Source organism: Streptomyces sp. NPDC012466 (assembly GCF_042955215.1).
GTDB lineage: Bacteria > Actinomycetota > Actinomycetes > Streptomycetales > Streptomycetaceae > Streptomyces.
The window spans coordinates 605,187-630,217 of the sequence record NZ_JBIBEQ010000001.1 but is presented as its reverse complement, the minus strand read 5'-3'; the positions used below and the strand labels follow the sequence as shown (position 1 = coordinate 630,217).

The following is a 25,031-nucleotide window of genomic DNA, read 5'->3' as shown; positions in this document are numbered from 1 at the left end:
GAAGATGACGAGTAGTGTTCCCGCCGTGCTGGCAGAACGACGACACCAACTCATCCTGCGGGCCCTGCGCGCCGGCGGGCCCGCGGCCGTGACCGACCTCTCGGAGCAACTGGGAGTGAGTCCCGCCACTATCAGGCGCGACCTGGTCAAACTGGAAGAAGACGGACTGCTCACTCGCGTGCACGGTGGCGCCGTCGTGGAGGAGGGCGACCAGCCCTTCGCCGAGGTCGCCGAGGTGCGCGTCACCGAGAAGGACGCCATAGCCGAACGCGCCGCCGCGATGATCAAGGACGGCCAGTCGGTGCTGCTGGACATCGGGACGACGGCCTACCGCCTGGCCCGGCAGCTGCACGGACGGCGGCTCACCGTGATCACCAGCAACCTGGTGGTCTACGAGGAACTCGTCGACGACGAGGGCATCGAGCTGGTCCTGCTCGGCGGCATGGTCCGCCGCGAGTACCGCTCCCTGGTCGGCTTCCTCACCGAGGACAACCTGCGCCAGCTGCACGCCGACTGGCTCTTCCTCGGCACCAGCGGGGTGCGGCCCGGCGGGCAGGTCATGGACACGACGGTCGTGGAGGTGCCGGTCAAGCGCGCCATGATCAAGGCCGGCGAGAAGGTGGTCCTCCTCGCCGACGCGGCGAAGTTCCCCGGTCACGGGATGGCGAAGGTCTGCGGTCCCGAGGACCTGGACGCGGTGGTGACGAACGAGCCGGTCGATGCGGCGACGCGGACCTCCTTGCAGGAGGCGGGCGTCGAGGTCGTCGTGGCGGGAAAGGTGCAAGCGTGAAGCTGACGATTCTGGGCGGCGGGGGATTCCGCGTGCCGCTGGTGTACGGAGCGCTCCTCCAGGACCACGCCGAGGGCCGGGTGACGCACGTAGTCCTTCACGACCTGGACGCCGGCCGGCTGTCGGCGATGACCCGCGTCCTCGCCGAGCAGGCGGCCGGCGTCCCGGATGCGCCCGAGGTGAGCGCCACCACCGACCTCGACGAGGCCCTGCGCGGCGCCGACTTCGTGTTCTCCGCGATCCGCGTCGGCGGCCTGGAGGGGCGCGCGAACGACGAACGCGTGGCCCTGGCCGAGGGAGTGCTGGGCCAGGAGACGGTGGGCGCGGGCGGCATCGCCTACGGCCTGCGCACGGTCCCGGTCGCGGTCGACATCGCCCGGCGGGTGGCCCGGCTCGCTCCCGACGCCTGGGTCATCAACTTCACCAACCCGGCCGGCCTGGTCACCGAGGCCATGTCCCGCCACCTCGGCGACCGCGTCATCGGCATCTGCGACTCACCGGTCGGCCTCGGCCGCCGCATCGCCCGGGTGCTCGGCGTGAAGAACCCGGGGGAGGCGTGGATCGACTACGTCGGACTCAACCACCTCGGCTGGGTGCGCGGCCTGCGCGTCGCCGGCCGCGACGAGCTCCCGCGCCTGCTCGCCGACCCCGACCTGCTCGGCTCCTTCGAGGAGGGCAAGCTCTTCGGCGCCGACTGGCTGCGGTCCCTGGGCGCGATCCCCAACGAATACCTGCACTACTACTACTTCAACCGCGAGGCCGTCCGCGCCTACCAGCAGGCCGAGAAGACCCGCGGCGCGTTCCTGCACGACCAGCAGGCACGCTTCTACGCCGAGATGAGGAACCCGGACGCCCCGGCCCTCACCGTGTGGGACCGCACCCGCGCCGAGCGCGAGGCCACGTACATGGCCGAGAACCGCGAGAGCGCGGGCGCCGGCGAACGCGACGAGGACGACCTGTCCGGCGGCTACGAGAAGGTCGCCCTCGCGCTGATGCGGGCGATCGCCCGGGACGAGCGCACCACCCTGATCCTCAACGTCCGCAACCGGCACACGCTGTCGGTCCTGGACGCGGAGGCCGTCATCGAGGTCCCCTGCCTCGTCGACGCCAACGGTGCCCACCCCGTCACCGTGGACCCGCTGCCCGGTCACGCCACCGGCCTGGTCTGCGCCGTCAAGGCCGTCGAGCGCGAGGTGCTGGCCGCCGCCGGTTCCGGCTCCCGCGCGACGGCCGTGAAGGCCTTCGCCCTGCACCCGCTCGTCGACTCCGTCCAGGTGGCCCGCAGGCTGGTCGAGGGCTACACCGAGGTCCATCCCGGGTTGGCGTACCTTAGGTGAACGCCGCCTGGTAAGCGCTTTCCCCCACCGCCTGCCGCCTGCTCGCTCTTCCCGCTTCCTGGAGACATCCCATGCACGACGAAAGCCGCCGCATCGAGGAGCGCGTGCAGCGCCTTCACGACCAGCGCATCAAGACCGCGGTCTACGCGGCCACCGTCCCCTTCGAGGTGGAGGCCTGGCAGGCCCCGGGGGAGCCGGTCCCCTTCGAGGAGGCCGCCGCCGCCTCCTACGAGCCCTTCGCGATGGGTACCCCGTGGGGCCCGCCCTGGGGCACCACCTGGTTCCGCATGCGCGGACAGGTACCCGAGGAGTGGGCGGGCCGCCGCGTCGAGGCCGTCATCGACCTGGGCTTCGTGGGCGACTGGCCCGGCAACCAGGCCGAGGCCCTCGTCCACCTCACGGACGGCACCCCGCTGAAGGCAGTGAACCCGCTCAACCAGTACGTGGCGATCGCCAACCCCGCACAGGGCGGCGAAACGGTCGACTACCTGGTCGAGGCCGCCTCCAACCCGGACATCCTCGCGGACAACTTCTCCAGGCCCACGCCCCTCGGCGACAAGCTCACCGCGGGCGACAAGCCGCTCTACACCTTCCGCGCCGCCGACATCGCCATCCTCGACGAGGAGGTCTTCCACCTCGACCTCGACGTGCAGGTGCTGCGCGAGCTGATGCTGGAGCTCGGCGAGCACGACCCGCGCCGCCACGAGATCGCGCACGCCCTGGACCGGGCGATGGACCTGCTGGACCTGGACGACGTCTCCGGCTCGGCCGCCGCGGTGCGCGAGGCGCTGAAGCCGGTGCTGTCCAAGCCCGCGCACGCCAGCGCGCACACGATCTCCGGCGTCGGCCACGCCCACATCGACTCCGCCTGGCTCTGGCCGATCCGCGAGACCAAGCGCAAGACGTCCCGCACCTTCTCGAACGTCACCTCGCTCGCCGACGAGTACGACGACTTCATCTTCGCCTGCTCCCAGGCCCAGCAGTACGAGTGGGTGCGCGACAACTACCCCAAGGTCTGGGCCCGCATCCAGGAGTCCGTCAAGAACGGCCAGTGGGCGCCGGTCGGCGGGATGTGGGTGGAGGCCGACGGAAACCTGCCCGGCGGCGAGGCCGTCGCCCGCCAGTTCATCCACGGCAAACGCTTCTTCATCGAGCACTTCGGCATCGAGACCAAGGGCGTGTGGCTACCGGACTCCTTCGGCTACAACGCCGCCTACCCGCAGCTCGCCAAGCTCGCCGGGAACGAGTGGTTCCTCACCCAGAAGATCTCCTGGAACCAGACCAACAGGTTCCCCCACCACACCTTCTGGTGGGAGGGCATCGACGGCACCCGCATCTTCACCCACTTCCCGCCGGTCGACACCTACAACGCCCGCTTCAGCGGCGAGGAGATGTCCCGCGCGGTCCGCAACTACCAGGAGAAGGGCGGCGCCTCCCGCTCCCTGGCCCCCTTCGGCTGGGGCGACGGCGGTGGCGGCCCCACCCGCGAGATCATGGAACGGGCCCGTCGGCTGGCCGACCTGGAGGGCTCCCCGAAGGTCGTCGTCGAGCACCCCGACGCGTTCTTCGCCAAGGCCCGCGAGGAGTACCCGGACGCGCCCGTGTGGGTCGGCGAGCTGTATCTGGAACTGCACCGCGCCACCTACACCTCCCAGGCCCGCACCAAGCAGGGCAACCGCCGCTCCGAGCACCTCCTGCGCGAGGCCGAGCTGTGGGCGGCGACGGCCGCCCTGCACGCGCCGGACTACGCCTACCCGCACGAAAAGCTGGACCGGCTCTGGAAGACGGTGCTCCTGCACCAGTTCCACGACATCCTGCCCGGATCCTCCATCGCCTGGGTGCACCGCGAGGCCGAGGCCGAGTACGCCCGCGTCGCACGGGAACTGCACGCGCTGACCGCCGAGGCGGTGGCCGCGCTGGGCGCCGGCGGCACCCGCGTCTTCAACACCAGCCCCTACGACCGCGCCGAAGTGGTCCGCACTGTCGACGGTGCGCCGGCGTATGTGGAGGTACCCGCGAGCGGCTCCGCGCCCCTCACCGGCACCGCGGCCCCGCAGCCGGTGACGGTGAGCGGCCGGGTCCTCGACAACGGACTGGTCCGGGTGGAGGTGGCCGAGGACGGCACCCTGTCCTCCGTCCGCGACCTGCGCGCCGGCCGTGAGGTGCTGGCCGAGCCGGGCAACCTGCTCCGCCTGCACACCGACCTGCCCAACTACTGGGACGCCTGGGACATCGACAAGCACTACAAGAACCGCTACACCGACCTCCTCGACGCCGCCTCCGTCACGGTCGTCGAGCAGGACCCGCTGATCGGCGCCGTCCGCGTCGAGCGGTCCTTCGGCAAGGGCTCCACCATCACCCAGACCATCACCGTCCGCGCCGGCAGCCCCCGGATCGACATCGAGACGGACATCGACTGGCACGAGACCGAGAAGATCCTCAAGGCGGCCTTCCCGGTCGACATCCGCGCCCCGCACTCCTCCGCCGAGATCCAGTTCGGCCACATCCAGCGCCCCACCCACACCAACACCACCTGGGAGGCGGCTCGCTTCGAGGTCTCCGGCCACCGCTGGGTGCACCTCGGCGAGCCGGGCTACGGTGTGGCCGTCATCAACGACTCGACCTACGGCCACGACGTCTCCCGCACGGTCCGCGAGGACGGCGGCACCACGACCACCGTCCGCCTCAGCCTGGTCCGCGCCCCGCGCATCCCCGACCCCGAGGCCGACCAGGGCCGCCACCGCTTCACCTACGCGCTGCTGCCCGGCGCGACCATCGAGGACGCCGTGGCCGAGGGCTACTCGCTCAACCTCCCGCTCCGGGTGGCCGAGTCGGCCGGGGCCCCCGAACCGGTCGTCACCGCCGAGGGCGAGGGCGTCACCGTGGAGGCGGTCAAGCTCGCCGACGACGCCTCCGGCGATGTCGTCGTGCGGCTCTACGAATCCCGCGGCGGTCGCGCCACCGGCACCCTGCGCACCGGGTTCCCGCTCGCCGGCGCCCAGATCACCGACCTGCTGGAACGACCGCTTCAGGACGCGGAGATCACCGACGGCGCCGTCGCCGTCGCCCTGCGGCCCTTCCAGATCCTCACCCTCCGCCTGCGCAGGGGCTGACCTGGTGGCCATGCAGCCGTGGTTCGAGGACGCCAAGCTCGGCATCTTCGTCCACTGGGGCATCTACGCCGTCGACGGCGTCCAGGAGTCCTGGTCGCCGTCCCAGCTCCACCGGTTCACGGCCGCCCGCTAGGACCCGCGCGACCGGGCCAGGCTCGTCGCGCGGGCCGGCGCCGGGTACGCCGTCCTGCCCAGCCGCCACCACGACGGGGTCGCCCTGTGGGACACCGCGTACGGCGACCTGGACGTGGGCCGTGACCTGATCGGCGGCTGTGCCGGGGCCCTGCGCCCGGGATCCTCTGGATCGCTCCCCCCACGGCGGCGGACCTCGATCCGCACGCCACGGTGCCGGCCGCCGAACTGGAAGGAGCACTGGAGCTGTACCGGGGCGAGGGCCGCTTCCGACCGCCGAATTGACCCACGATTCCGGCACCGGAATGCCCCCGGCCATGGGTCGCTCGGCTCCCTAGAGTCATCATCATGACGACGAAGCAGAACGAGACGGAACACATCGGCCACGTTCAGCCGCTCCTCACCCGCGCCGCCGAGGCCGAGACGACGCGCGACCCCAGCAGCGTGATGACCCTCCTCGCCGACTCCCGGGACACCGGCGGGCGGCTCACCAGCTACCGGTCGACGTTCGCCGAGGGCGCGGTCGGCGCGCCCGCCCACCTGCACACCAAGGCGTCCGAGCTGTTCTACGTGATCGACGGAGCGCTCCAGGTCCTGGTGGGCGAGGAGATCACCGTGCTCCGGGCCGGCGACTTCCTGCTGGTCCCGCCCCACACCCCGCACGCCTTCGCCGCCGCACCCGGAGCGACAGCCGACGTGCTGTTCGTCTTCACCCCGGGCGCGGGACGCTTCGACTACCTGCGGCTGCTGGGCCGGGTGATGCGCGGCGAGGCCGACCCGCAGGAGATCAAGGACTCCTCGGAACGCTTCGACAACCACTATGTCGACAGCCCCGTGTGGCGCGAGGCACTCGCCGCCAGGCGCTAGGGGGTGTCGCAAAATCCCGTCTGCCTCGCGACGCCCGGCACGCCGAGAGCACGCTCTCCCAAGCTCTCGACTCCGCTCGAGCAGGGGGCACCCCCATGACGCCGCGGGGTCCGCCCTCCGGGCGGACGACGCGACTTCGCGGACACCCCCTAGAAGGGCAGCGCCTGAGCCGCCGCGCCGACGGGGCCGACCGGTTCCGCCGACGGGGGTGCGGGCACCCCCGGCAGCGGCTCCGTCGCCTCCGGCCGCTGCTGCGGCAGCGACACCGGCCGCAGCGGACGCAGCCCCGACACCACCGTGTAGTCCTGGCCCAGGAACGGCGGAACCATCTCGCCCGGGTCCTCACCGAGGGCCAGCTGCACCGCGGCCCAGGGGGCGTTGACGCCGCACAGGGACAGCTGGTGCAGTCCGCCGGCCGGGCGGGTGTTGACGTCCATGAGGACCGGCCGGTCGCCGAACATCCGGAACTGGATGTTGGACAGGTAGTGCAGACCGAAGCCCTCGGCGATCCGCCGGGCCGGGTCCAGCCACTGCTCGTCCAGGGTGAAGCCCCGGCGGCGGCCGTTCTTGGTGCGGCCCACCGCCAGCCGGACCCGGTTGTCCGGGCCGGTGAGGCAGTCCACCGACACCTCGGGCTGCTCGAGCCGCGGCATCACCAGCCAGTCCACCGGCTCCTCGGCACTTCGCAGCGCCTCCAGCACCAGATCGAGCGGCACGTACGGGCTGGGGAACCCGCTCAGATGCATCAGCGAGAAGGGCGTACGCGTGATCACGCGAAAACCCACCCCGCCGGCCCCGGACGCCGGCTTGAAGCACGCCTTGTGCCCGTCGGCCTCCAGCTCCTCGACGGCTGCGACGAGTTCGTCCTCCGAGCGGACCCGGTACCACGGCGGCACCGGTACCCCGATCGCCTGGACCGCCTCGTAGGCGATCACCTTGTCGTGGAAGACGGCCACGGCCTCGGGGGGCGGCGCCAGCAGGGCCGTGCCGGCCGCCTCGAACTCGGCGCGCTGCGCCACGATCGCCGACTGGTGCAGCCGGGGCACGAACACGTCGATCCCGCGTCGCGCGCACTGGTCCAGCGCGTACTCGACATACCCGGCGGGGGAGAGGTTCTCGGGTTCCAGCTCGGCGGTGTCGGCGGCGGCCAGCACGGGCGAGTCGGGGTCGCCGTGGGTGGCATGGATCTCGACGGCCCGGTCGCTGGGATTTCTCCGCAGCTGATCCATGAAGAACACGTTCTCCGCGTACGTGCGGTTGAGCCAGACGCGTACGCGAGAGACCATGCAGGCCGCCTTTCACGGTTCGCGGGCAGGGCTGAGCAGCCCGTGCCCGGGCAGAAGAATGGAGGGACACCAAACCGCCCCTGTGAAAGGGAAATTCCAAGCGGTGGTGTTGGGGCAGATCATACGGCTTCGGCGGGCCCCGCCGTGCAACGCGCGTGTGAAGGGTTTCTCCGGGCACGGCCCTCGGGCCTCCCTTGTCCCGGTCGCACTGATGTGATCTCTTGGTGGCGTCCGGGTGCACGGAGGGGGCAAAGGGTGATGTCGACGGCCGGTGGAGCCGCACAACTGCTGGCCGTCAGCGATCTGCACGTCGGGTACCCGGAGAACCGCGCCCTGGTCGAGGGCATGCGGCCCGGGACGGACGACGACTGGCTGCTCGTCGCCGGTGACGTCGCGGAGACCGTGGTGGACATCCGCTGGGCCCTCGAGACGCTCTCGGGCCGCTTCCGCAAGGTCGTCTGGGTGCCCGGCAACCACGAGCTGTGGACCCATCCGAGCGACTCCGTGACCCTGCGCGGTGCCGCCCGCTACGCGTACCTGGTCGAACTGTGCCGCGAACTCGGAGTGACGACACCCGAGGATCCCTACCCCGTCTGGGAAGGCCCCGGCGGCCCGGTGGCCGTCGCCCCGCTCTTCCTGCTGTACGACTACTCCTTCCTGCCGGCCGGCTGCGCCACCAAGGAGCAGGGACTGGAGTACGCGCAGGGCACCGGGATCGTCTGCACCGACGAGTATCTGCTGCACCCCGACCCCTACCCGAGCCGGGAGGCCTGGTGCCGGGCCCGGACCGCGGAGACCGAACGCAGGCTCGCCGAACTGCCCGGCGACCTGCCGGTGATCCCCGTCAACCACTACCCGCTGCACCGGCACCCGATGGACGTCCTGTGGCACCCCGAGTTCGCCATGTGGTGCGGCACGGACCTGACCGCCGACTGGCACCGCAGGTTCCGCGTCCGGACGATGGTCTACGGCCATCTGCACATCCCCCGCACCACCTGGCACGAGGGCGTGCGCTTCGAGGAGGTGTCGGTGGGCTACCCGCGCGAGTGGCGCAAGCGGTCAGGACCACCGGGGCGGCTGCGCACGATCCTGCCGGGGGAGGGCGAGGAGCGGTGATCGGGGACCTGCTGCCGGAAGCCGCGGTCACCGTGGAGGCGTACGGCCACGAGGAGGCGGCCACGCCGCTCCACCCCGAGGAGGCGCCGCTCGTGGCGCGGGCGGTCGCCGCGCGGCGCAGGGAGTTCGCCGTCGTGCGCTCCTGCGCCCGCAGCGCCATGGAGAAGCTCGGCGTGCCGCCGCAGCCGATCCTGCCGGGGGAACGCGGCGCCCCCCGCTGGCCGGAAGGGCTGGCCGGAAGCATGACCCACTGCGACGGCTACTGCGCCGCCGCGCTGGCCCGCGCCACCGACCTGGCCTCCCTCGGCATCGACGCCGAGACCCACGGCCCGCTACCGGAGGGCGTCCTGTCGTCCGTGTCCCTGCCGGCCGAGGCCGGCCGGCTGCGGCGGCTCGCGGCCGAACGCCCCGACATCCACTGGGACCGGCTGCTGTTCAGCGCCAAGGAATCCGTCTACAAGGCGTGGTTCCCCCTCACCGGGAAGTGGCTGGACTTCATGGAGGCCGACATCGAGCTCACCGCGGACGGCACCTTCCGCGCGGCGCTGCTCGTCCCCGGCCCCCGTGTGGGCGCCCGCCGCCTCACCCACTTCGACGGCCGCTGGACAGCGGCGCGGGGCCTGATCGCGACGGCGATCGCCGTACCGCACGTCTGACCCCGCTCCGCGGCACCCGGTCCGCGTCACCGTGGCTCAGGGACCCGGCTCCGGGCACCAGTTCTCCAGGAGGCGGAAGAACGCCTCCTCGTTGCCGGTCAGCCCGGCGCGTTCCAAGGCCTGCTCCGCCTCGGCGAGCACCGTGGGCGGGACGAGCGGCGGGCCGCCCTCCAGGTCGAAGGCGGCCCGGACGGTGTGCAGCAGTCGCAGATAGGCCTGGACGGCGGTGCGTTCACGATCGGTCAGAACGGCGGTGGGCATCGGTCGGCTCTCCCCGTGTCGGCGTCGTCGGTCAAGCGCCCTCGCGGCGCGCACGCCCCGCACAGCGGTGGCGCACCTCCAGCTTGCCGCCCACCACTGACAATCCGGTCCCGCCGCCCTCCGGTTCGCCCGCTCGGCGGAGGCGGACGCACCGGTCGCCGCCGGGGACGGCCCGTCAGCCCTGCGGTCCGCGGTACCCCAGCGAGGCCTCGATCCGTCCCGCGAGATGGTCCCGCTGCACCGGCCCCCGCGATGACGAACCGGCCAGCCAGGCCCGGCACTTGCTGGCGAGCAGCAGACCGAAGCTCTCGGCCTCCTTCTCGTCGTCGAGGTCGAAGCGGGTGCGCGCGGCGACCTTCAGCACGGTCGCCTGGAGGTCGGCCCCGTCGTCCAGCAGCCGGGCCGCGACGGCGGCGCCCCCGACGTGGTGGGAGCAGTGCCCGGCCTTCATGTGCCACAGCTCGTGGCCGAGGATCACCAACTGGTGTTCGGGAGCGGTGCGTTCCTCGATCACGACGAGGTCCTGCTCGGCCATGTCGAGCCAGAGCCCGCTGGCGGTCCCGGGCGGGAAGGCGGCCGTACGGAAGAGGACGGGGCGACCGCGGCGTCTGCTCATGCCGTCGCACAGGGCGGCGTACAGCTCGTCGGGCCGAGCCGGCGCGGGGAGGGTCAGCTCCGCGACCAGCTCGCCGCACAGGCGGCGCATTTCCTTACCGATGCCCACAGTTCTCCCCACGGTCACGACTCGGGCCGCTTGACGCTCTCCAGGAGCATGTCCAGCCACTCCGCGACCTTGTCGCGGTGCTGGTCGGTGGGCAGTTGCGCGGCCCGCCAGGCGATGCCGCGCACGCCGTGGTCCTGCAACAGCCGCTCCAGCGGGTCGTCCGCCGCCGCGGTCGCCTCCCGCTCGCGGTCGGCGAGCTTCTGCAGCAGCTCCTGCTCGGTGTGCTGGAGGGCGCTCACCAGCGCCTCGGGGTCCTCGGCCGTCAGGAAGCCGGCGTGCACCCGGAAGAACCGCTGGAGGGCGTCGCAGTGCTCCATGGTCGGCCGCCGGTCACCGTTGATGAGGGCGCCGGCCTGCTGGCGGGACATGCCCGCGCCGTCGGCGATCTCCTGCTGGGTGTACTTGCGGCCGTTGGGCTTGAGCCGGGTCCGGCGCAACAGGTCCAGGCGCTGCAGGAACCGGGCCTGCACATCGGGCTCGCCCGCGGGCCGGCCGCTGAGCAGGGCCTTGACCACCGGCTCCGGGACCCCGGAGGCGACGGACAGCCGGCCGGTGTCGAAGACCTCGGCGTGCGGCACGCCGAGCCGGTCGGCGAGCGCGGTGACACGGGAGACGACGGCCGGTAGCACGGCCGTACGCGTGGCGCTCGGACCCTCGACGAAGCCACCCGTCACCGACAGATCTCCTACGTATCTCACAGGCTTCTCACAAGTGGATGCCGTGACCTACCCCGGCGTGAACTTCCCGGAGCGTAGCCGGTGCTTCGAACTCACATCCAGGTCTCGCCACAACTGTGGCCAATTTCAGCCGTCAACAGGCATGAAATGCCACGATAGTTGACACGCCTCAGCTCGGGGCAGCAGGATCGGGGCGCCGCGTCAAGGCCGCACAGGCAAGAGGGGTGACCTCCCGATGGCATATCAGGCAGGAGGGCAGCGGCCGGCACCGCGGCCCGTCCCCGAGACTCCCGAGGCCCAGGCCTACCTGGACGACTACGCCGGGCTTCTCGAGGGTGTCCCCTTCCCGTCGCTCGTCGTCGACCACTGCTGGGACGTGCTGCTGACCAACGGCGCCTTCCGGTCACTTTTTCGCGAGGTCGGCCCCCACCCGACGGCCATGCCGGACGACAACTTCCTCAGGTTCGTGCTGTTCCACCCCGACGCCCCCACGGTGCTCGGCGAGCACGAGGCGAGCTGGTGCCTGCCGATGCTCGCGCACTTCGCACGGACCGTGGAGAGCCACGGCCCCGAGCACGGCCTGCAGGCCATCCGCCGCGACATCGCCCAGGACCCGATCATGGAGGCCGCCTACCGGCACGGCCTGCCGCACTGGATCCGCGCGGTCGGCGAGGACGCCGTCGAACAGGACGGTGCCGTACGGCCGCTGCTGCACCCCGATCCGCGCCGCGGTGCCACCGAATGCCGGGTCGTGGTCGAGACGTCCAGGACGCTCGAGGAACTGGGCTGCGCCCGGGTCACGTTCGTCCTGCGCGAGGCCCGCCGGGCTCCGGCCCGGGAGCGCCGCACCCGCCGTACCGCCTCTCACCTGAAGGTCGTCTCCGCGGTCGACTGACCTTCCCCGTGCGTCCGCCCGCCCTCGCGGCACCCTTCCCCGCTTCTGTGGTGTGTGACATAGTACTGACGTGAGCGAGTCGCTGACCTGCGATGTCGTGGTGGTCGGAGCCGGTGTGGTCGGCGCCGCCGCCGCACTGTACGCGGCCCGGTCGGGCCTGGACACCGTCGTGGTGGACCGGGGCCCGGTGGCCGGCGGGACGACCGGAGCGGGGGAGGGCAACCTCCTCGTCTCCGACAAGGAACCCGGACCGGAACTCGAACTGGCCCTCCTCTCCGCCCGGCTGTGGGCCGATCTGGCCCGGGAGGGGCTGGGAGATGCCGTCGAGTACGAGGCCAAGGGCGGTGTCGTCGTCGCCGCTACCGAGCGGGCACGGGCCGGGCTGGAGAAACTCGCCGCCGAGCAGCGCGCGGCCGGGGTCGAGGCGGTCCCGGTGCCGCCCGACCGGCTCACCGACCTGGAGCCGTACCTGACCCCCGGCCTCGCGGGCGGCGTGCACTACCCGCAGGACGCCCAGGTGATGCCCGCCCTCGCTGCGGCGCACCTGCTGCGCGCCTCGAAGGCCCGGGTGCTCACCGGGTGGGAGGTGACCGGGGTCCTGCGTGGAGCGGGCGGTGCGGTGCGCGGCGTGCGGACCGGCCGGGGCGACCTCCACGCGCCCGCCGTCGTCAACGCGGCCGGCACCTGGGGCGGCGAGGTGGCGGCCCGCGCCGGGGTGAGCCTGCCGGTGCTGCCCCGGCGGGGGTTCGTCCTGGTCACCGAACCGCTGCCGCCCCGCATCCGGCACAAGGTGTACGCCGCCGACTACGTGGCCGACGTCGCCAGCGACTCGGCGGCGCTGCAGACCTCCCCGGTGGTGGAGGGCACCCCGGCCGGGCCGGTCCTCATCGGCGCCAGCCGCGAACGGGTCGGCTTCGACCGGTCGCTGTCCCTCCCGGCGCTGCGCGCGCTGGCGGCGGGGGCGACAGGGCTCTTCCCCTTCCTCACCGGAGTCCGGGCCCTGCGGACGTACGCCGGCTTCCGGCCGTATCTGCCGGACCACCTGCCCGCGATCGGCGCCGACCCGAGGGCGCCCGGGCTCTTCCACGCCTGCGGGCACGAAGGCGCGGGCATCGGCCTGGCCACCGGCACCGGGCACCTCGTCGCGCAGGTGCTGACGGGACGGACCCCCGACCTGGACCTCGGCCCGTTCCGGCCCGACCGCTTCACCGAGGAGGCCGAGTGAACCCGCTGGAGCTGGCGGGGGCCAGGCCCGGCCCCGCCTTCACGGTCACCTTCGACGGGCGGCCGGTCGAGGCGCTGCCCGGGCAGACGGTCGCCGCCGTGCTGTGGACGGCGGGCGTCACCTCCTGGCGCACCACCAGGGGCGAGGGCCGTGCGCGCGGGGTGTTCTGCGGGATCGGCGTCTGCTTCGACTGCCTGGTGACCGTCAACGGCCGCCCGAATCAACGGGCCTGCCTGGTGCCGGTGCGGCCCGGGGACGTGATCGGCACGCAGGACGGAACGGGCCACGAGGAGGGGGGCACATGCCGACTGACCTCGCGGTGATCGGCGCCGGACCGGCCGGGCTCGCCGCCGCCCTGGCGGCCTCCGCGCGCGGCGTACGGGTCACGCTCGTCGACGCCGCGGCGCAGACCGGCGGACAGTTCTACCGGCAGCCCGCCGCCGGACTCGGCGCCGGGCGGCCCGAGGCGCTGCACCACCGGTGGCGGACCTGGGAGCGGTTGCGGGACGGGCTCGCCGCCGGCGCCGTACGCGTGCTGACGGATCACCACGTCTGGAGCGTGGAGCGCACCCCGGACGGCTTCACCGTGCACGCGCTGCTCGGGCCGGAGCAGGAGGAGCCGGCCGAGGTGCCCGCCCGCGCCGTGCTCCTGGCCACCGGCGGCTACGAGCAGGTGCTGCCCTTCCCCGGCTGGACCCTCCCCGGCGTCGTCACGGCCGGGGGAGCCCAGGCCATGCTCAAGGGCGGGCTCGTGGTGCCGGGACGCCGGGCGGTCGTGGCCGGCACCGGGCCGCTGCTGCTGCCCGTGGCGACCGGACTCGCGGCCGCCGGCGTCGAGGTCGCCGCCCTCGTCGAGTCGGCCGGCCCCGGACGCCTCGCCCGCCACGGCCGGGCCCTGGCCGGCAAACTCCCGGAAGGCGCCGGATACGCCGCCCGGCTGCTGCGCCACCGCGTGCCGGTCCTCACCCGCCACACCGCCGTCCGCGCCCACGGCGACGACCGGCTGACCGGTGTCACCGTCGCCGCCCTCGACGCCGACGGGCGCGTCCGGCCCGGCACCGAGCGACACCTGCCCTGCGACACCCTGGCCGCCGGCCACGGCATGCTCCCGCACACCGACCTCGCCGAGAGTCTCGGCTGCCACGTCGACGGGTTCGCCGTGGCCGTCGACACCGAGCAGCGCACCGACGTACCCGGCGTGTGGGCGGCCGGGGAGGCCACCGGCATCGGCGGCGCCGCCCTCGCCCTGGCCGAAGGCCACATCGCCGGCCGCTCCGCCGCCGCGCACCTGCGGGGCACCGTCCCCGACCCCGCTCCCGCCGCCCTCACCTCCCGCACCCGGCTCAGGCGTTGCGCCGCCGCCCTCGACGCCGCCTACACGCCACCCGCGCACTGGGCCGAGCAGATCACCGACGACACCGTGATCTGCCGCTGCGAGGAGGTCACCGCCGGGGCCGTGCGCGAGGCACTGCATCTCGGAGCGGGCGACGAACGCACCGTGAAGCTCCTGACCCGGGCCGGCATGGGCTGGTGCCAGGGCCGGATGTGCGGCACCGCCGTCGCCGGTCTCGCCGGCTGCGCCCCCACCCCGGCCAAGCGCCCGTTCGCCCGTCCCGTACCGCTCGGCGTCCTCGCGCGCCAACACCCCCAGGAGGGACTGTCATGACCGATCACCGCCCCTGGCGCGGCGTCCTCGTCGCCACCGCGCTCCCGCTGGACGACGGCCTCTCCGTCGACTACGACCGGTACGCCGAGCACTGCGCCTGGCTGGTCGAGAACGGCTGCGACGGTGTCGTACCGAACGGCTCCCTCGGCGAGTACCAGGTGCTCACACCCGAGGAGCGGGCCCGGGTCGTCGAGACGGCCGTCGCCGCGATCGGCGGGGAACGCGTGATGCCGGGCGTCGCCGCGTACGGATCCGCCGAGTCCCGCCGCTGGGCCGAGCAGGCCGGCGAGGCGGGCTGCCACGCGGTGATGCTGCTGCCACCGAACGCCTACCGCGCCGACGAGCGCTCCGTCGTCGCCCACTACGCCGAGGTCGCCGGGTCGGGCCTGCCGGTCGTCGCGTACAACAACCCGATCGACACCAAGGTCGACCTCGTGCCCGAACTGCTCGCCCGGCTGCACGGCGAGGGGCACATCCAGGGTGTGAAGGAGTTCTCCGGCGATGTCCGCCGGGCCTACCGGATCGCCGAACTCGCCCCCGAGCTGGACCTGCTGATCGGCGCGGACGACGTCCTGCTGGAGCTGGCCGTGGCGGGCGCCAAGGGCTGGGTGGCGGGCTACCCCAACGCGCTGCCCCGCGCCTGCGTCGAGCTGTACCGCGCCGCCGTCGGCGGCGACCTGGACACCGCGCTGCCCCTGTACCGGCAGCTGCACCCGCTGCTGCGCTGGGACTCGCGGGTGGAGTTCGTCCAGGCCATCAAGCTGTCCATGGACCTCGCCGGCCGCCACGGCGGGCCCTGCCGCCCGCCCCGCACGGCGCTGCCGCCCGAGCAGGAGGCGGCGGTGCGCGCCGCCACGGAGAAGGCCGTCGCGGCCGGATTGAGCTGAGGATCATGCGCAGCAGACTCGTCCTGCACGCCGTCGACTCTCACACCGAGGGCATGCCGACCCGGGTGGTGACCGGAGGCATCGGCACCATCCCCGGCGCCACCATGAACGAGCGGCGGCTGTGGTTCCGCGAACACCGCGACGACGTCAAACAGTTGCTGATGAACGAGCCGCGCGGTCACTCCGCCATGAGCGGCGCGATCCTCCAGCCGCCGACCCGGCCCGACTGCGACTGGGGCGTCGTCTACATCGAGGTCTCCGGCTATCTGCCGATGTGCGGGCACGGCACCGTCGGCGTGGCGACCGTGCTGGTCGAGACCGGCATGGTCGAGGTCGTCGAGCCGGTCACCACCATCCGGCTCGACACCCCGGCGGGCCAGGTCGTCGCCGAGGTGGCCGTCGAGGACGGGGCCGCCAAGGCGGTCACCCTCCGGAACGTGCCCTCCTTCGCCGTCGGCCTCGACCGCGAGGCCACCCTCGCCGACGGCCGGACGGTGACCTACGACCTGGCGTTCGGCGGCAACTTCTACGCCATCCTGCCGCTGGAGCGGTTCGGCCTGCCCTTCGACCGGTCCCGCAAGGACGAGATCCTCGCCGCGGGCCTGTCCCTCATGGCCGCCGTCAACGCCGAGGACCCGCCCGTCCACCCGGAGGACCCGTCCATCCACGGCCTCCATCACGTCTACCTGGCCGCCCCCGGCTCGACCGCCCGCCACTCCCGGCACGCCATGGCCATCCACCCCGGCTGGTTCGACCGCTCGCCCTGCGGCACCGGTACCAGCGCCCGCATGGCACAACTGCATGCACGCGGCGAACTCCCGCTGCACACCGAGTTCGTGAACGAGTCCTTCATCGGTACCCGGTTCACCGGCAGGCTGCTCGGCACGACCGAGGTCGCCGGCCGCCCGGCCGTGCTGCCCAGCTTCACCGGACGCGCCTGGATCACCGGCACCGCCCAGTACCTGCTCGACCCCGACGACCCGTTCCCGGCCGGCTTCGTCCTGTAGACCGGCCCGCGCACCCCGACCACGAGAGGAACCCCGACCGTCATGGCCCCGCAGCACACCCCCGCCCTGCCCGTGCTGGGCAGCAGGAAGCCCAGCCACCGGGAGCGGGTCGCGGACGCGCTGCGGGCCGCCCTGATCGCCGGCGAACTGCGGCCCGGCGAGGTCTACTCGGCCCCCGGTCTCGCCGCCCGCTTCGGCGTCTCCGCCACACCCGTGCGCGAGGCCATGCTCGACCTGGCCAAGGAGGGCCTGGTCGACACCGTGCCCAACAAGGGCTTCCGCGTCACCGCCGTCTCCGAGCAGCAGCTCGACGACTACACCCACATCCGGGCACTGATCGAGATCCCCACCACGGCCGAACTGGCCCGCACGGCCGACCCGGTGGCCCTGGAGGCGCTCCGCCCGGTCGCCCGGGAGATCGTCACCTCCGCCGCGGCCGGCGACCTCATCGCCTATGTGGAGGCCGACCTGCGCTTCCACCTCGGGCTGCTGGCGCTCGCGGGCAACGGCCATCTCGTCGACGTCGTACGCGACCTCAGACGCCGCTCCCGGCTCTACGGGCTGACGGCGCTGGTGGAACAGGGACGGCTGGAGGCGTCGGCCGAGGAACACCTGGAGATCCTCGACGCGCTGCTCGCCCGCGACGAGGAGGCCGTACGGGCCGTGATGAGCCGGCACCTCGGACATGTCCGGGGCCTGTGGGCCGCACCGTGACCGGTCCGAGGCAGGTCCGAGGGCAGGACCCGACCGGCTCTGCGCACGACCACCCAAGCCGCTTGCACTGTTTGCGCTACGTGTGGCACCGCGCCCCTGCCCGACGGCACCGGCCTGCGCCGCCCGCGGCTTCAGATGACGGGCAACACCGGTTGGTCTGGCGCCAGTTCAGCGAGGTGGAGGCGTATCCGTCCCGACCGCCTCGGACGCCCCGCGCTTCGCCACCTGGATCTGCTCGTACACCCGGGTCCGCAGCTCGGCGAAGCGCGGGGCCACGCGCGTGTGCACCTGGTCCCGCTCGGCCGGCAGATCGACCTTCAGCTGCTCCTGGACGACGGTGGGGGAGGCGGACAGCACGATCACCCGCTCACCCAGGTACACGGCCTCGTCGATGTCATGGGTGACGAACAGGATCGTGATCCCGCGCTCCCGCCACAACAGCCGTACGAGGTCCTCCAGATCGGCCCGGGTCTGGGCGTCCACCGCCGCGAACGGCTCGTCCATCAGCAGCACCTCCGGCTCGTACGCCAGCGCCCGCGCGATGGCCACCCGCTGCTGCATCCCGCCCGACAGCTGCCACGGATACGCCGTCGCGGCATCCGCGAGCCCCACCGACTCCAGCGCGTCCGCGACCAGCGCGCGCCGCCGCCCCCGGTCCAGCTTCTTCTGCTTCAGGGGCAGTTCGACGTTCTGCCCGACCCGCATCCACGGGAACAGGCTGCGGCCGTACTCCTGGAACACGAACGCCATGCCCCGCGGCGGCCCGTCCACCGTGCGGCCCGCGAGCCGCACCTCACCGGCCGTCGGGGCGAGCAGACCGCCGACGCACTTCAGCAGGGTCGTCTTGCCGCAGCCCGACGGTCCGACCAGGCAGACCAGTTCCCCCGCCGCCACGCTGAAGGTCAGGTCGCGCACCGCCTCCGTCCGCCGCCCCGCACCCTCGTAGACCTTGCGCAGGCCGTGTACGTCGAGCATGGACCGCCCTTTCGCGAGGTTCACGGGGACCGCCGGCCGGCCTCGCGCAAGCCGTGGTACCAGCCGAGCACCCGCCGCTCGGCCAGCCGGAAGAGGACCGAGAGGAGGAAGCCGAGCAGACCGAGGAGCAGGATCCCGGTCCACATGTCGGGGATGGCGAAGCCGCGCTGGAACTGCACGATGGTGAACCCGAGGCCGTTGCTGGCCGCGAACATCTCGCTGATCACCATGAGGATGATCCCGATCGACAGGGCCTGGCGCAGCCCCGCGAAGATCTGCGGGCTCGCCGAGCGCAGCACCACGTCCCGCAGCCGGGCCACGCCCGTGACGCCGTAGGAGCGGGCCGTCTCGGTCATCACCGGATCGACCGCGCGGACGCCCTCGACCGTGTTGAGCAGCACCGGCCACACACAACCGCTCGCGATCACCGCGACCTTCATCGCGTCGCCGATGCCGGCGAACAGCATGATGACCGGCACCAGCACCGGAGGCGGCACCGCCCGCAAAAACTCCAGCACCGGCTCGCACAGCGCCCGCACCCGCCGGCAGGAGCCGATGACCGTGCCGAGCGTCACCCCCACGACGGCCGCCGCGCCGTACCCCGCCGCGAGCCGCAGCACGCTGGGCACCACGTCGCCGCGCAGCCGCTCGCCCGTCCAGACGTCCGGGAAGGCGCCGAGGACCGTCCGCAACGGCGGCCAGTAGACATTCGTGCTGCCTGCCGACGCCACCCACCAGACAGCCACCAGCACAGCGGGCAGGGCGAGCGTGAACAGCACCCGCATCAGGGCCCTCCCCCAAGCTGTCGACATCGCTCGACCAGGGGGGACCCCCATCACACCGCCACCTCCCCGCGCACCGACTGGTGCCAGGCCAGCGCCCGCCGCTCCACCGCCCTCGCCCCCACGTTGATCAGCAGCCCGAGCACCCCCGTCACCACGATCAGCGCGTACATCTCCGGCACCGCCTGTGAGGTCTGTGCCACCGCGATGCGGGCGCCCAGCCCCGGGGCGCCGATGACCAGTTCGGCGGTGACGGCGAGGACCAACGCCACGGCCGCGGCCAGCCGCACTCCGGTCATGACGTACGGCAGCGCCGTCGGCCACAGCACGTGCCGGATCCGCGCCCAGGTGCCCAGGCCGTACGAGCGTGCCGTCTGCTCCGCGACCGGGTCGACGTCCCGCACGCCGTACAGGACCTGGATCAGCACCTGCCAGAACGAGGCGTACACGACGAGGAGCAGCACCGAGCGCAGTTCCGTGCCGTACAGCAGCACCGCCAGCGGGATCAGCGCGACCGACGGGATGGGCCGCAGGAACTCGATCGTCGAGGCCGTCGCCTCGCGCAGATACGGCACCACGGAGATCACCACGCCCGCGACGACACCCGCGCCCACCGCGACCGCCAGGCCCAGCGCCCAGCCGGTGAGGGTGTCACCGAGCGCCGACCAGAAGGCGCTGTCGGAGAGTTCCCGGCCGAGCGCCTCGGCGATGCGGGCGGCCGGCGGGAAGTAGTCCTCGTCGACCAGACCGAGCCGTGGCACCGCCTCGCCGAGGAGGAGGAACACCGCGAGCCCGGCCGCGCCGAGGGCCGCGTCGGCGCCCCTCACGGCAGCAGCTCGTCCAGGTCCGGTGCCTTCTCGAACAGGCCGTCCCGCTCACCGAGTTCGGCCAGCCGCTCGATCGACGGCCGGTCCGGTTCGGCCGGGTAGCGCGGCAGGGTCAGCTCCTTCAGCAAGGTGGCGGGGATCTTCGTGTAGGTGGTGAGGATCTGCCGGACCTCCTCCGGGTGGCTGTCGGCGTACCTCAGCGACTCCGCGGTCGCCTCCTGGAACCTCTTCACCAGGTCCGGGTTCTTCGCGGCGTACTGCTGGGAGGTGAAGTACATGGCCACGGTGAGGTCGGGTGACACGTCGTAGAAGTTCGACGCGATCTCCTTGCCGCCCGCGGCCTTGACGGTGGCCAGGGCGGGCTCCGGGGTGCAGGCCGCGTCGACCTGCCCGCCGTCCAGCGCGGCCGGCATCTGGTCGAAGGGCATCTCGACGAACTCGACCTTCGAGGGGTCGCCGCCGTCCTTGCGGACGGACTCCCTGATCGAGGTGTCGCAGATGTTGTTGAGGGTGTTGACCGCCGCCTTCCTGCCTCCCAGTTGCTTGGCGGAGGTGAGCGGTGAGCCCTTCTTCACGGTGATGGCGGCGAAGTCGGCGCCGCCCTCGCCCGTGGAGGCGGCACCGTTCGCCACGGCCTTCACGGGCATGTTCTTGGACCGGGCGACCAGCAGTGACGTGGTGTTGCTGAAGCCGAACTGGAACTGGCCGGACACGACCCCGGGCACGATCGCGGCCCCGCCCTGGGCCGGCGACAGCTCCAGCTCGATGCCGCGGTCGGCGTAGAAGCCCTGCTTCTCGCCCAGGTAGAGGGGGGCGACGTCCAGCACGGGGACGACTCCGACCTTGACGGTGGTGGGGCCGGACGAGCCGGCCTTGTCCTGCCCGCCGGAGTCGGACGAGCCGCAGGCGGTGACGGCGGCCAGGACGGACAAGGCCGTGAGGCCGACGAGCAGACGACGCATGGCTCCCCCGGTGGGACCGGCTGAGGTGCTCCGACAGGCTGTGCGCAGGCAGTACGGAAGTGCTCAGCCGGGAACCTAGGGCCCACCCGGAGCCATGGTCAATGCACGTGCGGTGAAGGCTTGTTGAAAGCGGCACCTTCGGGTCAGAGGTCCAGCACCAGCCGCCCGCCGCGGCAGCGGGACACACAGATGAGCATGGTCTCGCCCGCCGCGCGTTCCTCCTCGGTCAGCACCGAGTCGCGGTGGTCAGGCTCTCCCTCCAGGACGTCGGTCTCGCATGTGCCGCAGGTGCCCTCGGTGCAGGAGTACAGCACCTCGACCCCGGCGGCGCGCACCGCGTCCAGCACGGAAACGCCGGGCTCCACGGTCAACGCCCGTCCGCTGCGCGCGAGTTCCACCTCGAAGGCGGCGTCCTCGCCCGTCTCCCGTTCCTTCGGCCGGAATCGTTCGACCCGCAGCACCCCGGACGGGCAGCGGGCCTCGACGGCGTCCAGCAACGGCCCGGGGCCGCAGCAGTAGACGAGCGTGCCCTCGGGCAGGTCCTCCAGCACCGGCGCCAGGTCCAGCAGCCCCGTCTCGTCCTCGGGCGCGATCGTCACCCGGTCGCCGTAGCGGGACAGTTCCCCGCCGAACGCCATGGAACCGCGGGTGCGCCCGCCGTACAGCAGCGTCCACTCGGCGCCCGCCGCCTCGGCCGCCGCCAGCATCGGCAGGATCGGGGTGATGCCGATGCCCCCGGCGACGAAGCGGTAGCGAGGGGCGGGCTCCAGGCGGAAGTTGTTCCGCGGTCCGCGCACCCGGACTTTGGCGCCCGTGCCGAGCTGCTCGTGCACATGGGCCGAGCCGCCCCGCCCGGCGCTCTCGCGCAGCACCGCGATCCGCCAGGCCGACCGGTCCGCCGGATCGCCGCACAGCGAGTACTGCCGCTCCAGGCCGGGTGCGAGCACGATGTCGAGATGGGCGCCCGGCTCCCAGGCCGGAAGCGGCTCGCCCAGCGGATGGCGCAGGGTCAGGGCGAGCACCCCGTCGGCCGCGATCTCCCGCCGCTCGACGACGAGTTCGGCCTCGTAGACGCTCATGAGCTGTTCCCTCGCGGCTCGGCCCCGGTCACGTGCCCCTGCGGATGGGCGAGCATCCACTCCCACATCTCGACCGGGTCCTGCGCGGTGTGCTCACGGCCGCAGTGGCACGTGCCGTGCAGGACGTCGGTGCCGGGCAGCCAGGCGATGCGGTAGATCTCGCCGGTCGGAGCCGTCATCGGACCTTCTCCACGGGCTTCTCGCCCTGCTCCACCAGCCGGGCGAGGATACGGCGGGCGGCCAGGCCACCGGTGTCGATGTTGATGCTCAGCTCCTGGTAGCCGGTGCGTTCGGTGCCGAGCGTCTTCTGCAGCAGATTGAGCGCGGTGACGTCCTGCATCACCACGGTGTGGTTGTTGCCCCGCAGGAACTCGGTGACCTCGGCGTCCTCCGTCGCCCAGTCTCGCGACACCGCCCAGAAGTCGTACACCGTGCCGTCACCGGAGGGGGTGATCGCGTAGGTGATCTCGGTGTGGAAGCCGTGCGGATCGCTGCCGTCCGCCTCCGGCACCACACCGACCGGGGCGATACGGCTGTGCAGCAGATACAGACAGGGGGCGTGGTACTCGATGTCCTGCCAGCGGGTGATCCGGCCCTCGATGCCGGTGGACCTGGCGTAGAAGGGCGGGCACTCGGCGTCGTCCATGTGCCGGCTCACCCGGACGATCCCGGCGCCCTCGTCGACCTCCGTGGTGATCGGCGTCTCGGCGACCTCGGGGGTGCCGATGTAACCGCCGTGCAGGTACGTCTCGTGGGAGAGGTCGAGGAGGTTGTCGACGAGCAGGCCGTAGTCGCAGTCGATGGGCTCCATGCCGCGCACGGTGACCCAGCCGGGGGAGTCGAGATGCCGGGCCCGGGGAACGGCCTGCGGGTCGGCGAGCGCGGGGTCGCCGATCCACACCCAGATCAGCGAGTCCTGCTCGACGACGGGGTAGGAGGCGATCCGGGCGGTGCGCGGCACCCGTTTCTGCCCCGGCACGTACACGCACGTACCGGACGTGTCGTAGGTGAACCCGTGGTAGCCGCACACGATCCGGTCCCCGTCCAGCCGCGTCGGCGCCTCCGACAGCGGGTAGCGGCGGTGCACACACCGGTCGTGCAGGACGACCGGGGTGCCGGCCTCCTCGGTCCGGTACAGCACCAGCGTCTCACCGAGGATCGTCCGGCCGAGCAACTCCCGCCCGACCTCCTGACTGTAGGCGGCGACGTACCACTGGTTCCTGGCGAAGGCGGTCATGTGAGGCATGGGGGTTCCCGTCCCTGTCGGCGGGGCGCCGTCGCCCCGCGTGCCGTGGTTGGAATCAGGGTCGTGAGGCCCGGCACGGGGCGGCAAGCCCACTTCCGTGTGACGGAAGGCCGCCTGAATCCCGGGCCGGGGCAGCCGTGATCGACAGCGCTCAGACGTGGCCGACCGGAGCACTAGGGGCGCACGAGGGGCGCATATGCCAGCGGCTCTGCTTCCGATGGTGCTCCACCCGCTCTATGCGACAACTGCCCGTTTGTCACGGCTGTGCTAGCGTCCTCGTCCACCGCTGCGGAGGTGCGCAAGGGGGCGCAGTTGGTGGCGGTAGCACAGGGGGTGACGGGGATGACCGGGCAGCGTACGACGCAGCGGTTGCTTCACGATGCTGTGATCGTCGTACCGGGGATCATGGGTAGCGTGCTGCGGGACGTGAAGAGCGGCAAGCGGCTGTGGGGCGTGCGGAAACTCTTCCAGTACTCCGCCCGTACGCACGAGGATCGGATGCGGGCGCTTTCCGTGTCCGCCGAGGAACGCGCCGGTGACACGGGCAGAATCGAGGCGACGGGCCTGCTCGACATCGCGGAGTGGCTCCCCGGGCTCGGCGGAGCGCAGCCCTACAACCAGCTGGTGCGTGAGTTACGCCAGGCGGCTGTAGATCCCAAAGCCGTCCTTTCCTTTCCCTACGACTGGCGCCTGTCGGTCGAATACAACGGCGCTCTTCTGGCGGACGCCGCCCGCCGCCACCTCAAGGCCTGGCGCGACCACGCCGCACACCGCCATCACCTCGCCCGCCACCCCGAGGCCGGACCGGCGCGCATCCTCTTCGTCGCTCATTCCATGGGCGGACTCCTCGTCCGTGAACTGCTGTACCGCGGCGACCTCCGGCATGACATCCGGGCCGTGATGACCGTCGGCACACCGTTCAGCGGCTCGGTCAAGGCAGCGGTCATGCTCAACAGCGGCGAGGGGGGACCGCTCCTGCTGCCCCCGACGGTCCTGCGCGACGTGGCCCCCACGATGCCGGGCCTCTACGACCTGCTGCCCGGCTACCGCGCCCTCGACGACGGCCACGACACGCGCATACCCACCGTGGACGACATCGTGGGGCTCGGCGGTGTCCGCGAACTGGCCGACGCGACCGTGTCCTGGCGGACGACCCGGCAGGACACGCCCCTGCCCGGCCACGTCACGGTGGTCGGTCTCGGCAAGAAGACCCTCCAGAGCTACCGCATGCGTGCGGGCACGGCCGTCGGCCAGCGGTTCATGCCCGTGCGGGACCGCGGCGACGACCGCGTGCTGCTCGACGACGAGCGGCGCCGCAGGACCGAGGACGGCATGGGCGACGGGACCGTCTACCAGTTCGCCGCGCGCCCGACAGCCAGTGCCGCGGAGCCGATCACCGTGTTCCAGGACCACACCGCCCTCGTCCGCAGCCAGACCGTCATCGACCAGGCGCGCGGCATGCTGCGTGGTCTGAGCCGTCCCGACGAACTCGGTGCCGTGCTCGGCAACGGCACGTTCGCACTGGACGTTCCCGAGCGGGCCGAACCCGGCAAGCCCTTCCCCGTCGAGGTGTCCGGGTGGGACGGCTCCTCCGGTCTTCGGTGCACGGCCAGTGAGGTCAGTGGGCGCGACGAAGTCCTGTACCTCGACCTGACGCCGGTCCCCGGGGCGGAGGGGAAGCTGGTGGCGGCCTGTGCGGCCGGCCGGCCGGGGCTGTACGAGATCGAGGTGGTGGGTGGCAGCGAGCCGGTGATCCAGCTCGTGCTCGTCACGGCGGCGGAACAGCCCGCCTGAGCGGCGGCCCGGG

Annotated in this window: 25 protein-coding genes and 1 pseudogene; 15 read left to right on the top strand and 11 right to left on the bottom strand. The window is 72.5% G+C overall.

Annotation, left to right across the window (positions count from 1 at the left end; genetic code table 11):
• Nucleotides 1-25 precede the first annotated feature (25 nt).
• The 5 genes and pseudogenes from ACFY9E_RS02855 to ACFY9E_RS02835 all read left to right on the top strand — a co-directional run bounded on the left by ACFY9E_RS02855 (nt 26) and on the right by ACFY9E_RS02835 (nt 6,239).
• Complete coding sequence (locus ACFY9E_RS02855; RefSeq protein WP_390980265.1) at nt 26-790, top strand: DeoR family transcriptional regulator; 765 nt, start codon at nt 26-28, stop codon at nt 788-790.
• A complete protein-coding gene (locus ACFY9E_RS02850) occupies nt 787-2,127 on the top strand; it encodes a 6-phospho-beta-glucosidase (protein ID WP_390978710.1) in 1,341 nt (446 codons plus the stop codon). The genes ACFY9E_RS02855 and ACFY9E_RS02850 overlap by 4 nt, the downstream gene beginning before the upstream one ends.
• A gap of 71 nt (nt 2,128-2,198) precedes the next feature.
• Nucleotides 2,199-5,240, top strand: a complete 3,042-nt coding sequence (locus tag ACFY9E_RS02845; RefSeq protein ID WP_390978708.1) for a glycoside hydrolase family 38 C-terminal domain-containing protein — start codon at nt 2,199-2,201, stop codon at nt 5,238-5,240.
• A gap of 4 nt (nt 5,241-5,244) precedes the next feature.
• Nucleotides 5,245-5,529: pseudogene (locus ACFY9E_RS02840) on the top strand (alpha-L-fucosidase); the annotation flags it as partial.
• A gap of 191 nt (nt 5,530-5,720) precedes the next feature.
• Nucleotides 5,721-6,239, top strand: coding sequence for a cupin domain-containing protein (locus ACFY9E_RS02835; protein ID WP_390978707.1), 519 nt, complete (start codon nt 5,721-5,723; stop codon nt 6,237-6,239).
• 149 nt (nt 6,240-6,388) lie between these two features.
• Here the strand turns inward: ACFY9E_RS02835 and ACFY9E_RS02830 are convergent, their stop codons facing one another.
• Entirely contained in the window at nt 6,389-7,525 is a 1,137-nt protein-coding gene (locus tag ACFY9E_RS02830) for an ATP-grasp domain-containing protein (RefSeq protein WP_390978705.1), read from the bottom strand.
• Between the two features lie 255 nt (nt 7,526-7,780).
• Here ACFY9E_RS02830 and ACFY9E_RS02825 point away from each other — a divergent pair, with 255 nt between their 5' ends.
• Nucleotides 7,781-8,641 (top strand): metallophosphoesterase, encoded by an 861-nt coding sequence (locus ACFY9E_RS02825; RefSeq protein WP_390978703.1) that lies wholly within the window; start codon nt 7,781-7,783, stop codon nt 8,639-8,641.
• The gene (locus ACFY9E_RS02820; RefSeq protein WP_390978701.1) at nt 8,638-9,297 is read left to right on the top strand and encodes a 4'-phosphopantetheinyl transferase superfamily protein; all 660 of its coding nucleotides are present in this window, start codon (nt 8,638-8,640) and stop codon (nt 9,295-9,297) included. Before ACFY9E_RS02825 ends, ACFY9E_RS02820 begins: the two co-directional genes overlap by 4 nt.
• Nucleotides 9,298-9,333: 36 nt before the next feature.
• Here the strand turns inward: ACFY9E_RS02820 and ACFY9E_RS02815 are convergent, their stop codons facing one another.
• From ACFY9E_RS02815 to ACFY9E_RS02805, 3 genes are all read right to left on the bottom strand, one after another.
• Complete coding sequence (locus tag ACFY9E_RS02815) at nt 9,334-9,558, bottom strand: hypothetical protein (protein WP_390978699.1); 225 nt, start codon at nt 9,556-9,558, stop codon at nt 9,334-9,336.
• Nucleotides 9,559-9,733: 175 nt separating this feature from the next.
• Nucleotides 9,734-10,264, bottom strand: coding sequence for a toxin-antitoxin system, toxin component (locus ACFY9E_RS02810; protein ID WP_390980263.1), 531 nt, complete (start codon nt 10,262-10,264; stop codon nt 9,734-9,736).
• Nucleotides 10,265-10,296: 32 nt separating this feature from the next.
• A complete protein-coding gene (locus ACFY9E_RS02805; RefSeq protein WP_390978697.1) occupies nt 10,297-10,956 on the bottom strand; it encodes a helix-turn-helix domain-containing protein in 660 nt (219 codons plus the stop codon).
• A 238-nt stretch (nt 10,957-11,194) separates the two neighbouring features.
• Between ACFY9E_RS02805 and ACFY9E_RS02800 the strand changes: the two genes are divergently transcribed.
• From ACFY9E_RS02800 to ACFY9E_RS02770, 7 genes are all read left to right on the top strand, one after another.
• On the top strand, nt 11,195-11,854 hold the full coding sequence (locus ACFY9E_RS02800; protein ID WP_390978695.1) for a hypothetical protein: 660 nt from the start codon (nt 11,195-11,197) through the stop codon (nt 11,852-11,854).
• Between the two features lie 70 nt (nt 11,855-11,924).
• Nucleotides 11,925-13,079: an FAD-dependent oxidoreductase gene (locus ACFY9E_RS02795; RefSeq protein ID WP_390978693.1), complete on the top strand. Its 1,155-nt coding sequence runs from the start codon at nt 11,925-11,927 to the stop codon at nt 13,077-13,079.
• Nucleotides 13,076-13,402 (top strand): 2Fe-2S iron-sulfur cluster-binding protein, encoded by a 327-nt coding sequence (locus ACFY9E_RS02790; RefSeq protein ID WP_390978691.1) that lies wholly within the window; start codon nt 13,076-13,078, stop codon nt 13,400-13,402. The genes ACFY9E_RS02795 and ACFY9E_RS02790 overlap by 4 nt, the downstream gene beginning before the upstream one ends.
• Complete coding sequence (locus ACFY9E_RS02785; RefSeq protein ID WP_390978689.1) at nt 13,381-14,745, top strand: FAD-dependent oxidoreductase; 1,365 nt, start codon at nt 13,381-13,383, stop codon at nt 14,743-14,745. The genes ACFY9E_RS02790 and ACFY9E_RS02785 overlap by 22 nt, the downstream gene beginning before the upstream one ends.
• Complete coding sequence (locus ACFY9E_RS02780; protein WP_390978687.1) at nt 14,742-15,632, top strand: dihydrodipicolinate synthase family protein; 891 nt, start codon at nt 14,742-14,744, stop codon at nt 15,630-15,632. The genes ACFY9E_RS02785 and ACFY9E_RS02780 overlap by 4 nt, the downstream gene beginning before the upstream one ends.
• A gap of 5 nt (nt 15,633-15,637) precedes the next feature.
• A complete protein-coding gene (locus tag ACFY9E_RS02775; protein ID WP_390978685.1) occupies nt 15,638-16,639 on the top strand; it encodes a proline racemase family protein in 1,002 nt (333 codons plus the stop codon).
• A gap of 42 nt (nt 16,640-16,681) precedes the next feature.
• On the top strand, nt 16,682-17,353 hold the full coding sequence (locus ACFY9E_RS02770; RefSeq protein ID WP_390978683.1) for an FCD domain-containing protein: 672 nt from the start codon (nt 16,682-16,684) through the stop codon (nt 17,351-17,353).
• A gap of 168 nt (nt 17,354-17,521) precedes the next feature.
• Here the strand turns inward: ACFY9E_RS02770 and ACFY9E_RS02765 are convergent, their stop codons facing one another.
• From ACFY9E_RS02765 to ACFY9E_RS02735, 7 genes are all read right to left on the bottom strand, one after another.
• Nucleotides 17,522-18,328: an ATP-binding cassette domain-containing protein gene (locus ACFY9E_RS02765; protein ID WP_390978681.1), complete on the bottom strand. Its 807-nt coding sequence runs from the start codon at nt 18,326-18,328 to the stop codon at nt 17,522-17,524.
• A 20-nt stretch (nt 18,329-18,348) separates the two neighbouring features.
• Nucleotides 18,349-19,113 (bottom strand): ABC transporter permease subunit, encoded by a 765-nt coding sequence (locus ACFY9E_RS02760; protein ID WP_390978679.1) that lies wholly within the window; start codon nt 19,111-19,113, stop codon nt 18,349-18,351.
• A 50-nt stretch (nt 19,114-19,163) separates the two neighbouring features.
• A complete protein-coding gene (locus ACFY9E_RS02755; protein WP_390978677.1) occupies nt 19,164-19,937 on the bottom strand; it encodes an ABC transporter permease subunit in 774 nt (257 codons plus the stop codon).
• Nucleotides 19,934-20,899 (bottom strand): ABC transporter substrate-binding protein, encoded by a 966-nt coding sequence (locus ACFY9E_RS02750; protein WP_390978675.1) that lies wholly within the window; start codon nt 20,897-20,899, stop codon nt 19,934-19,936. Before ACFY9E_RS02750 ends, ACFY9E_RS02755 begins: the two co-directional genes overlap by 4 nt.
• A 143-nt stretch (nt 20,900-21,042) precedes the next feature.
• Entirely contained in the window at nt 21,043-21,978 is a 936-nt protein-coding gene (locus tag ACFY9E_RS02745) for a 2Fe-2S iron-sulfur cluster-binding protein (RefSeq protein ID WP_390978673.1), read from the bottom strand.
• Nucleotides 21,975-22,157 carry a hypothetical protein gene (locus tag ACFY9E_RS02740; RefSeq protein WP_390978671.1) on the bottom strand — a complete coding sequence of 61 codons (183 nt, stop codon included), beginning with the start codon at nt 22,155-22,157 and terminating at the stop codon, nt 21,975-21,977. The genes ACFY9E_RS02745 and ACFY9E_RS02740 overlap by 4 nt, the downstream gene beginning before the upstream one ends.
• A complete protein-coding gene (locus tag ACFY9E_RS02735; protein WP_390978669.1) occupies nt 22,154-23,224 on the bottom strand; it encodes a Rieske 2Fe-2S domain-containing protein in 1,071 nt (356 codons plus the stop codon). The genes ACFY9E_RS02740 and ACFY9E_RS02735 overlap by 4 nt, the downstream gene beginning before the upstream one ends.
• 342 nt (nt 23,225-23,566) lie before the next feature.
• On the opposite strand from ACFY9E_RS02735, the gene ACFY9E_RS02730 reads away from it, so the two are divergent.
• Entirely contained in the window at nt 23,567-25,018 is a 1,452-nt protein-coding gene (locus ACFY9E_RS02730) for a hypothetical protein (protein WP_390978667.1), read from the top strand.
• Nucleotides 25,019-25,031: the final 13 nt, after the last annotated feature.

Bases quoted from the DNA above. Each gene is read 5' to 3' on its own strand.
- ACFY9E_RS02835 (WP_390978707.1), top strand. From the start codon at position 5,721: ATGACGACGAAGCAGAACGAGACGGAACACATCGGCCACGTTCAGCCG.
- ACFY9E_RS02810 (WP_390980263.1), bottom strand. From the start codon at position 10,264: ATGCGCCGCCTGTGCGGCGAGCTGGTCGCGGAGCTGACCCTCCCCGCG.
- ACFY9E_RS02845 (WP_390978708.1), top strand. From the start codon at position 2,199: ATGCACGACGAAAGCCGCCGCATCGAGGAGCGCGTGCAGCGCCTTCAC.
- ACFY9E_RS02800 (WP_390978695.1), top strand. From the start codon at position 11,195: ATGGCATATCAGGCAGGAGGGCAGCGGCCGGCACCGCGGCCCGTCCCC.
- ACFY9E_RS02815 (WP_390978699.1), bottom strand. From the start codon at position 9,558: ATGCCCACCGCCGTTCTGACCGATCGTGAACGCACCGCCGTCCAGGCC.
- ACFY9E_RS02775 (WP_390978685.1), top strand. From the start codon at position 15,638: ATGCGCAGCAGACTCGTCCTGCACGCCGTCGACTCTCACACCGAGGGC.
- ACFY9E_RS02760 (WP_390978679.1), bottom strand. From the start codon at position 19,113: ATGCGGGTGCTGTTCACGCTCGCCCTGCCCGCTGTGCTGGTGGCTGTC.
- ACFY9E_RS02730 (WP_390978667.1), top strand. From the start codon at position 23,567: ATGACCGGGCAGCGTACGACGCAGCGGTTGCTTCACGATGCTGTGATC.
- ACFY9E_RS02735 (WP_390978669.1), bottom strand. From the start codon at position 23,224: ATGCCTCACATGACCGCCTTCGCCAGGAACCAGTGGTACGTCGCCGCC.
- ACFY9E_RS02830 (WP_390978705.1), bottom strand. From the start codon at position 7,525: ATGGTCTCTCGCGTACGCGTCTGGCTCAACCGCACGTACGCGGAGAAC.
- ACFY9E_RS02750 (WP_390978675.1), bottom strand. From the start codon at position 20,899: ATGCGTCGTCTGCTCGTCGGCCTCACGGCCTTGTCCGTCCTGGCCGCC.
- ACFY9E_RS02765 (WP_390978681.1), bottom strand. From the start codon at position 18,328: ATGCTCGACGTACACGGCCTGCGCAAGGTCTACGAGGGTGCGGGGCGG.
- ACFY9E_RS02745 (WP_390978673.1), bottom strand. From the start codon at position 21,978: ATGAGCGTCTACGAGGCCGAACTCGTCGTCGAGCGGCGGGAGATCGCG.
- ACFY9E_RS02770 (WP_390978683.1), top strand. From the start codon at position 16,682: ATGGCCCCGCAGCACACCCCCGCCCTGCCCGTGCTGGGCAGCAGGAAG.
- ACFY9E_RS02780 (WP_390978687.1), top strand. From the start codon at position 14,742: ATGACCGATCACCGCCCCTGGCGCGGCGTCCTCGTCGCCACCGCGCTC.
- ACFY9E_RS02785 (WP_390978689.1), top strand. From the start codon at position 13,381: ATGCCGACTGACCTCGCGGTGATCGGCGCCGGACCGGCCGGGCTCGCC.
- ACFY9E_RS02740 (WP_390978671.1), bottom strand. From the start codon at position 22,157: ATGACGGCTCCGACCGGCGAGATCTACCGCATCGCCTGGCTGCCCGGC.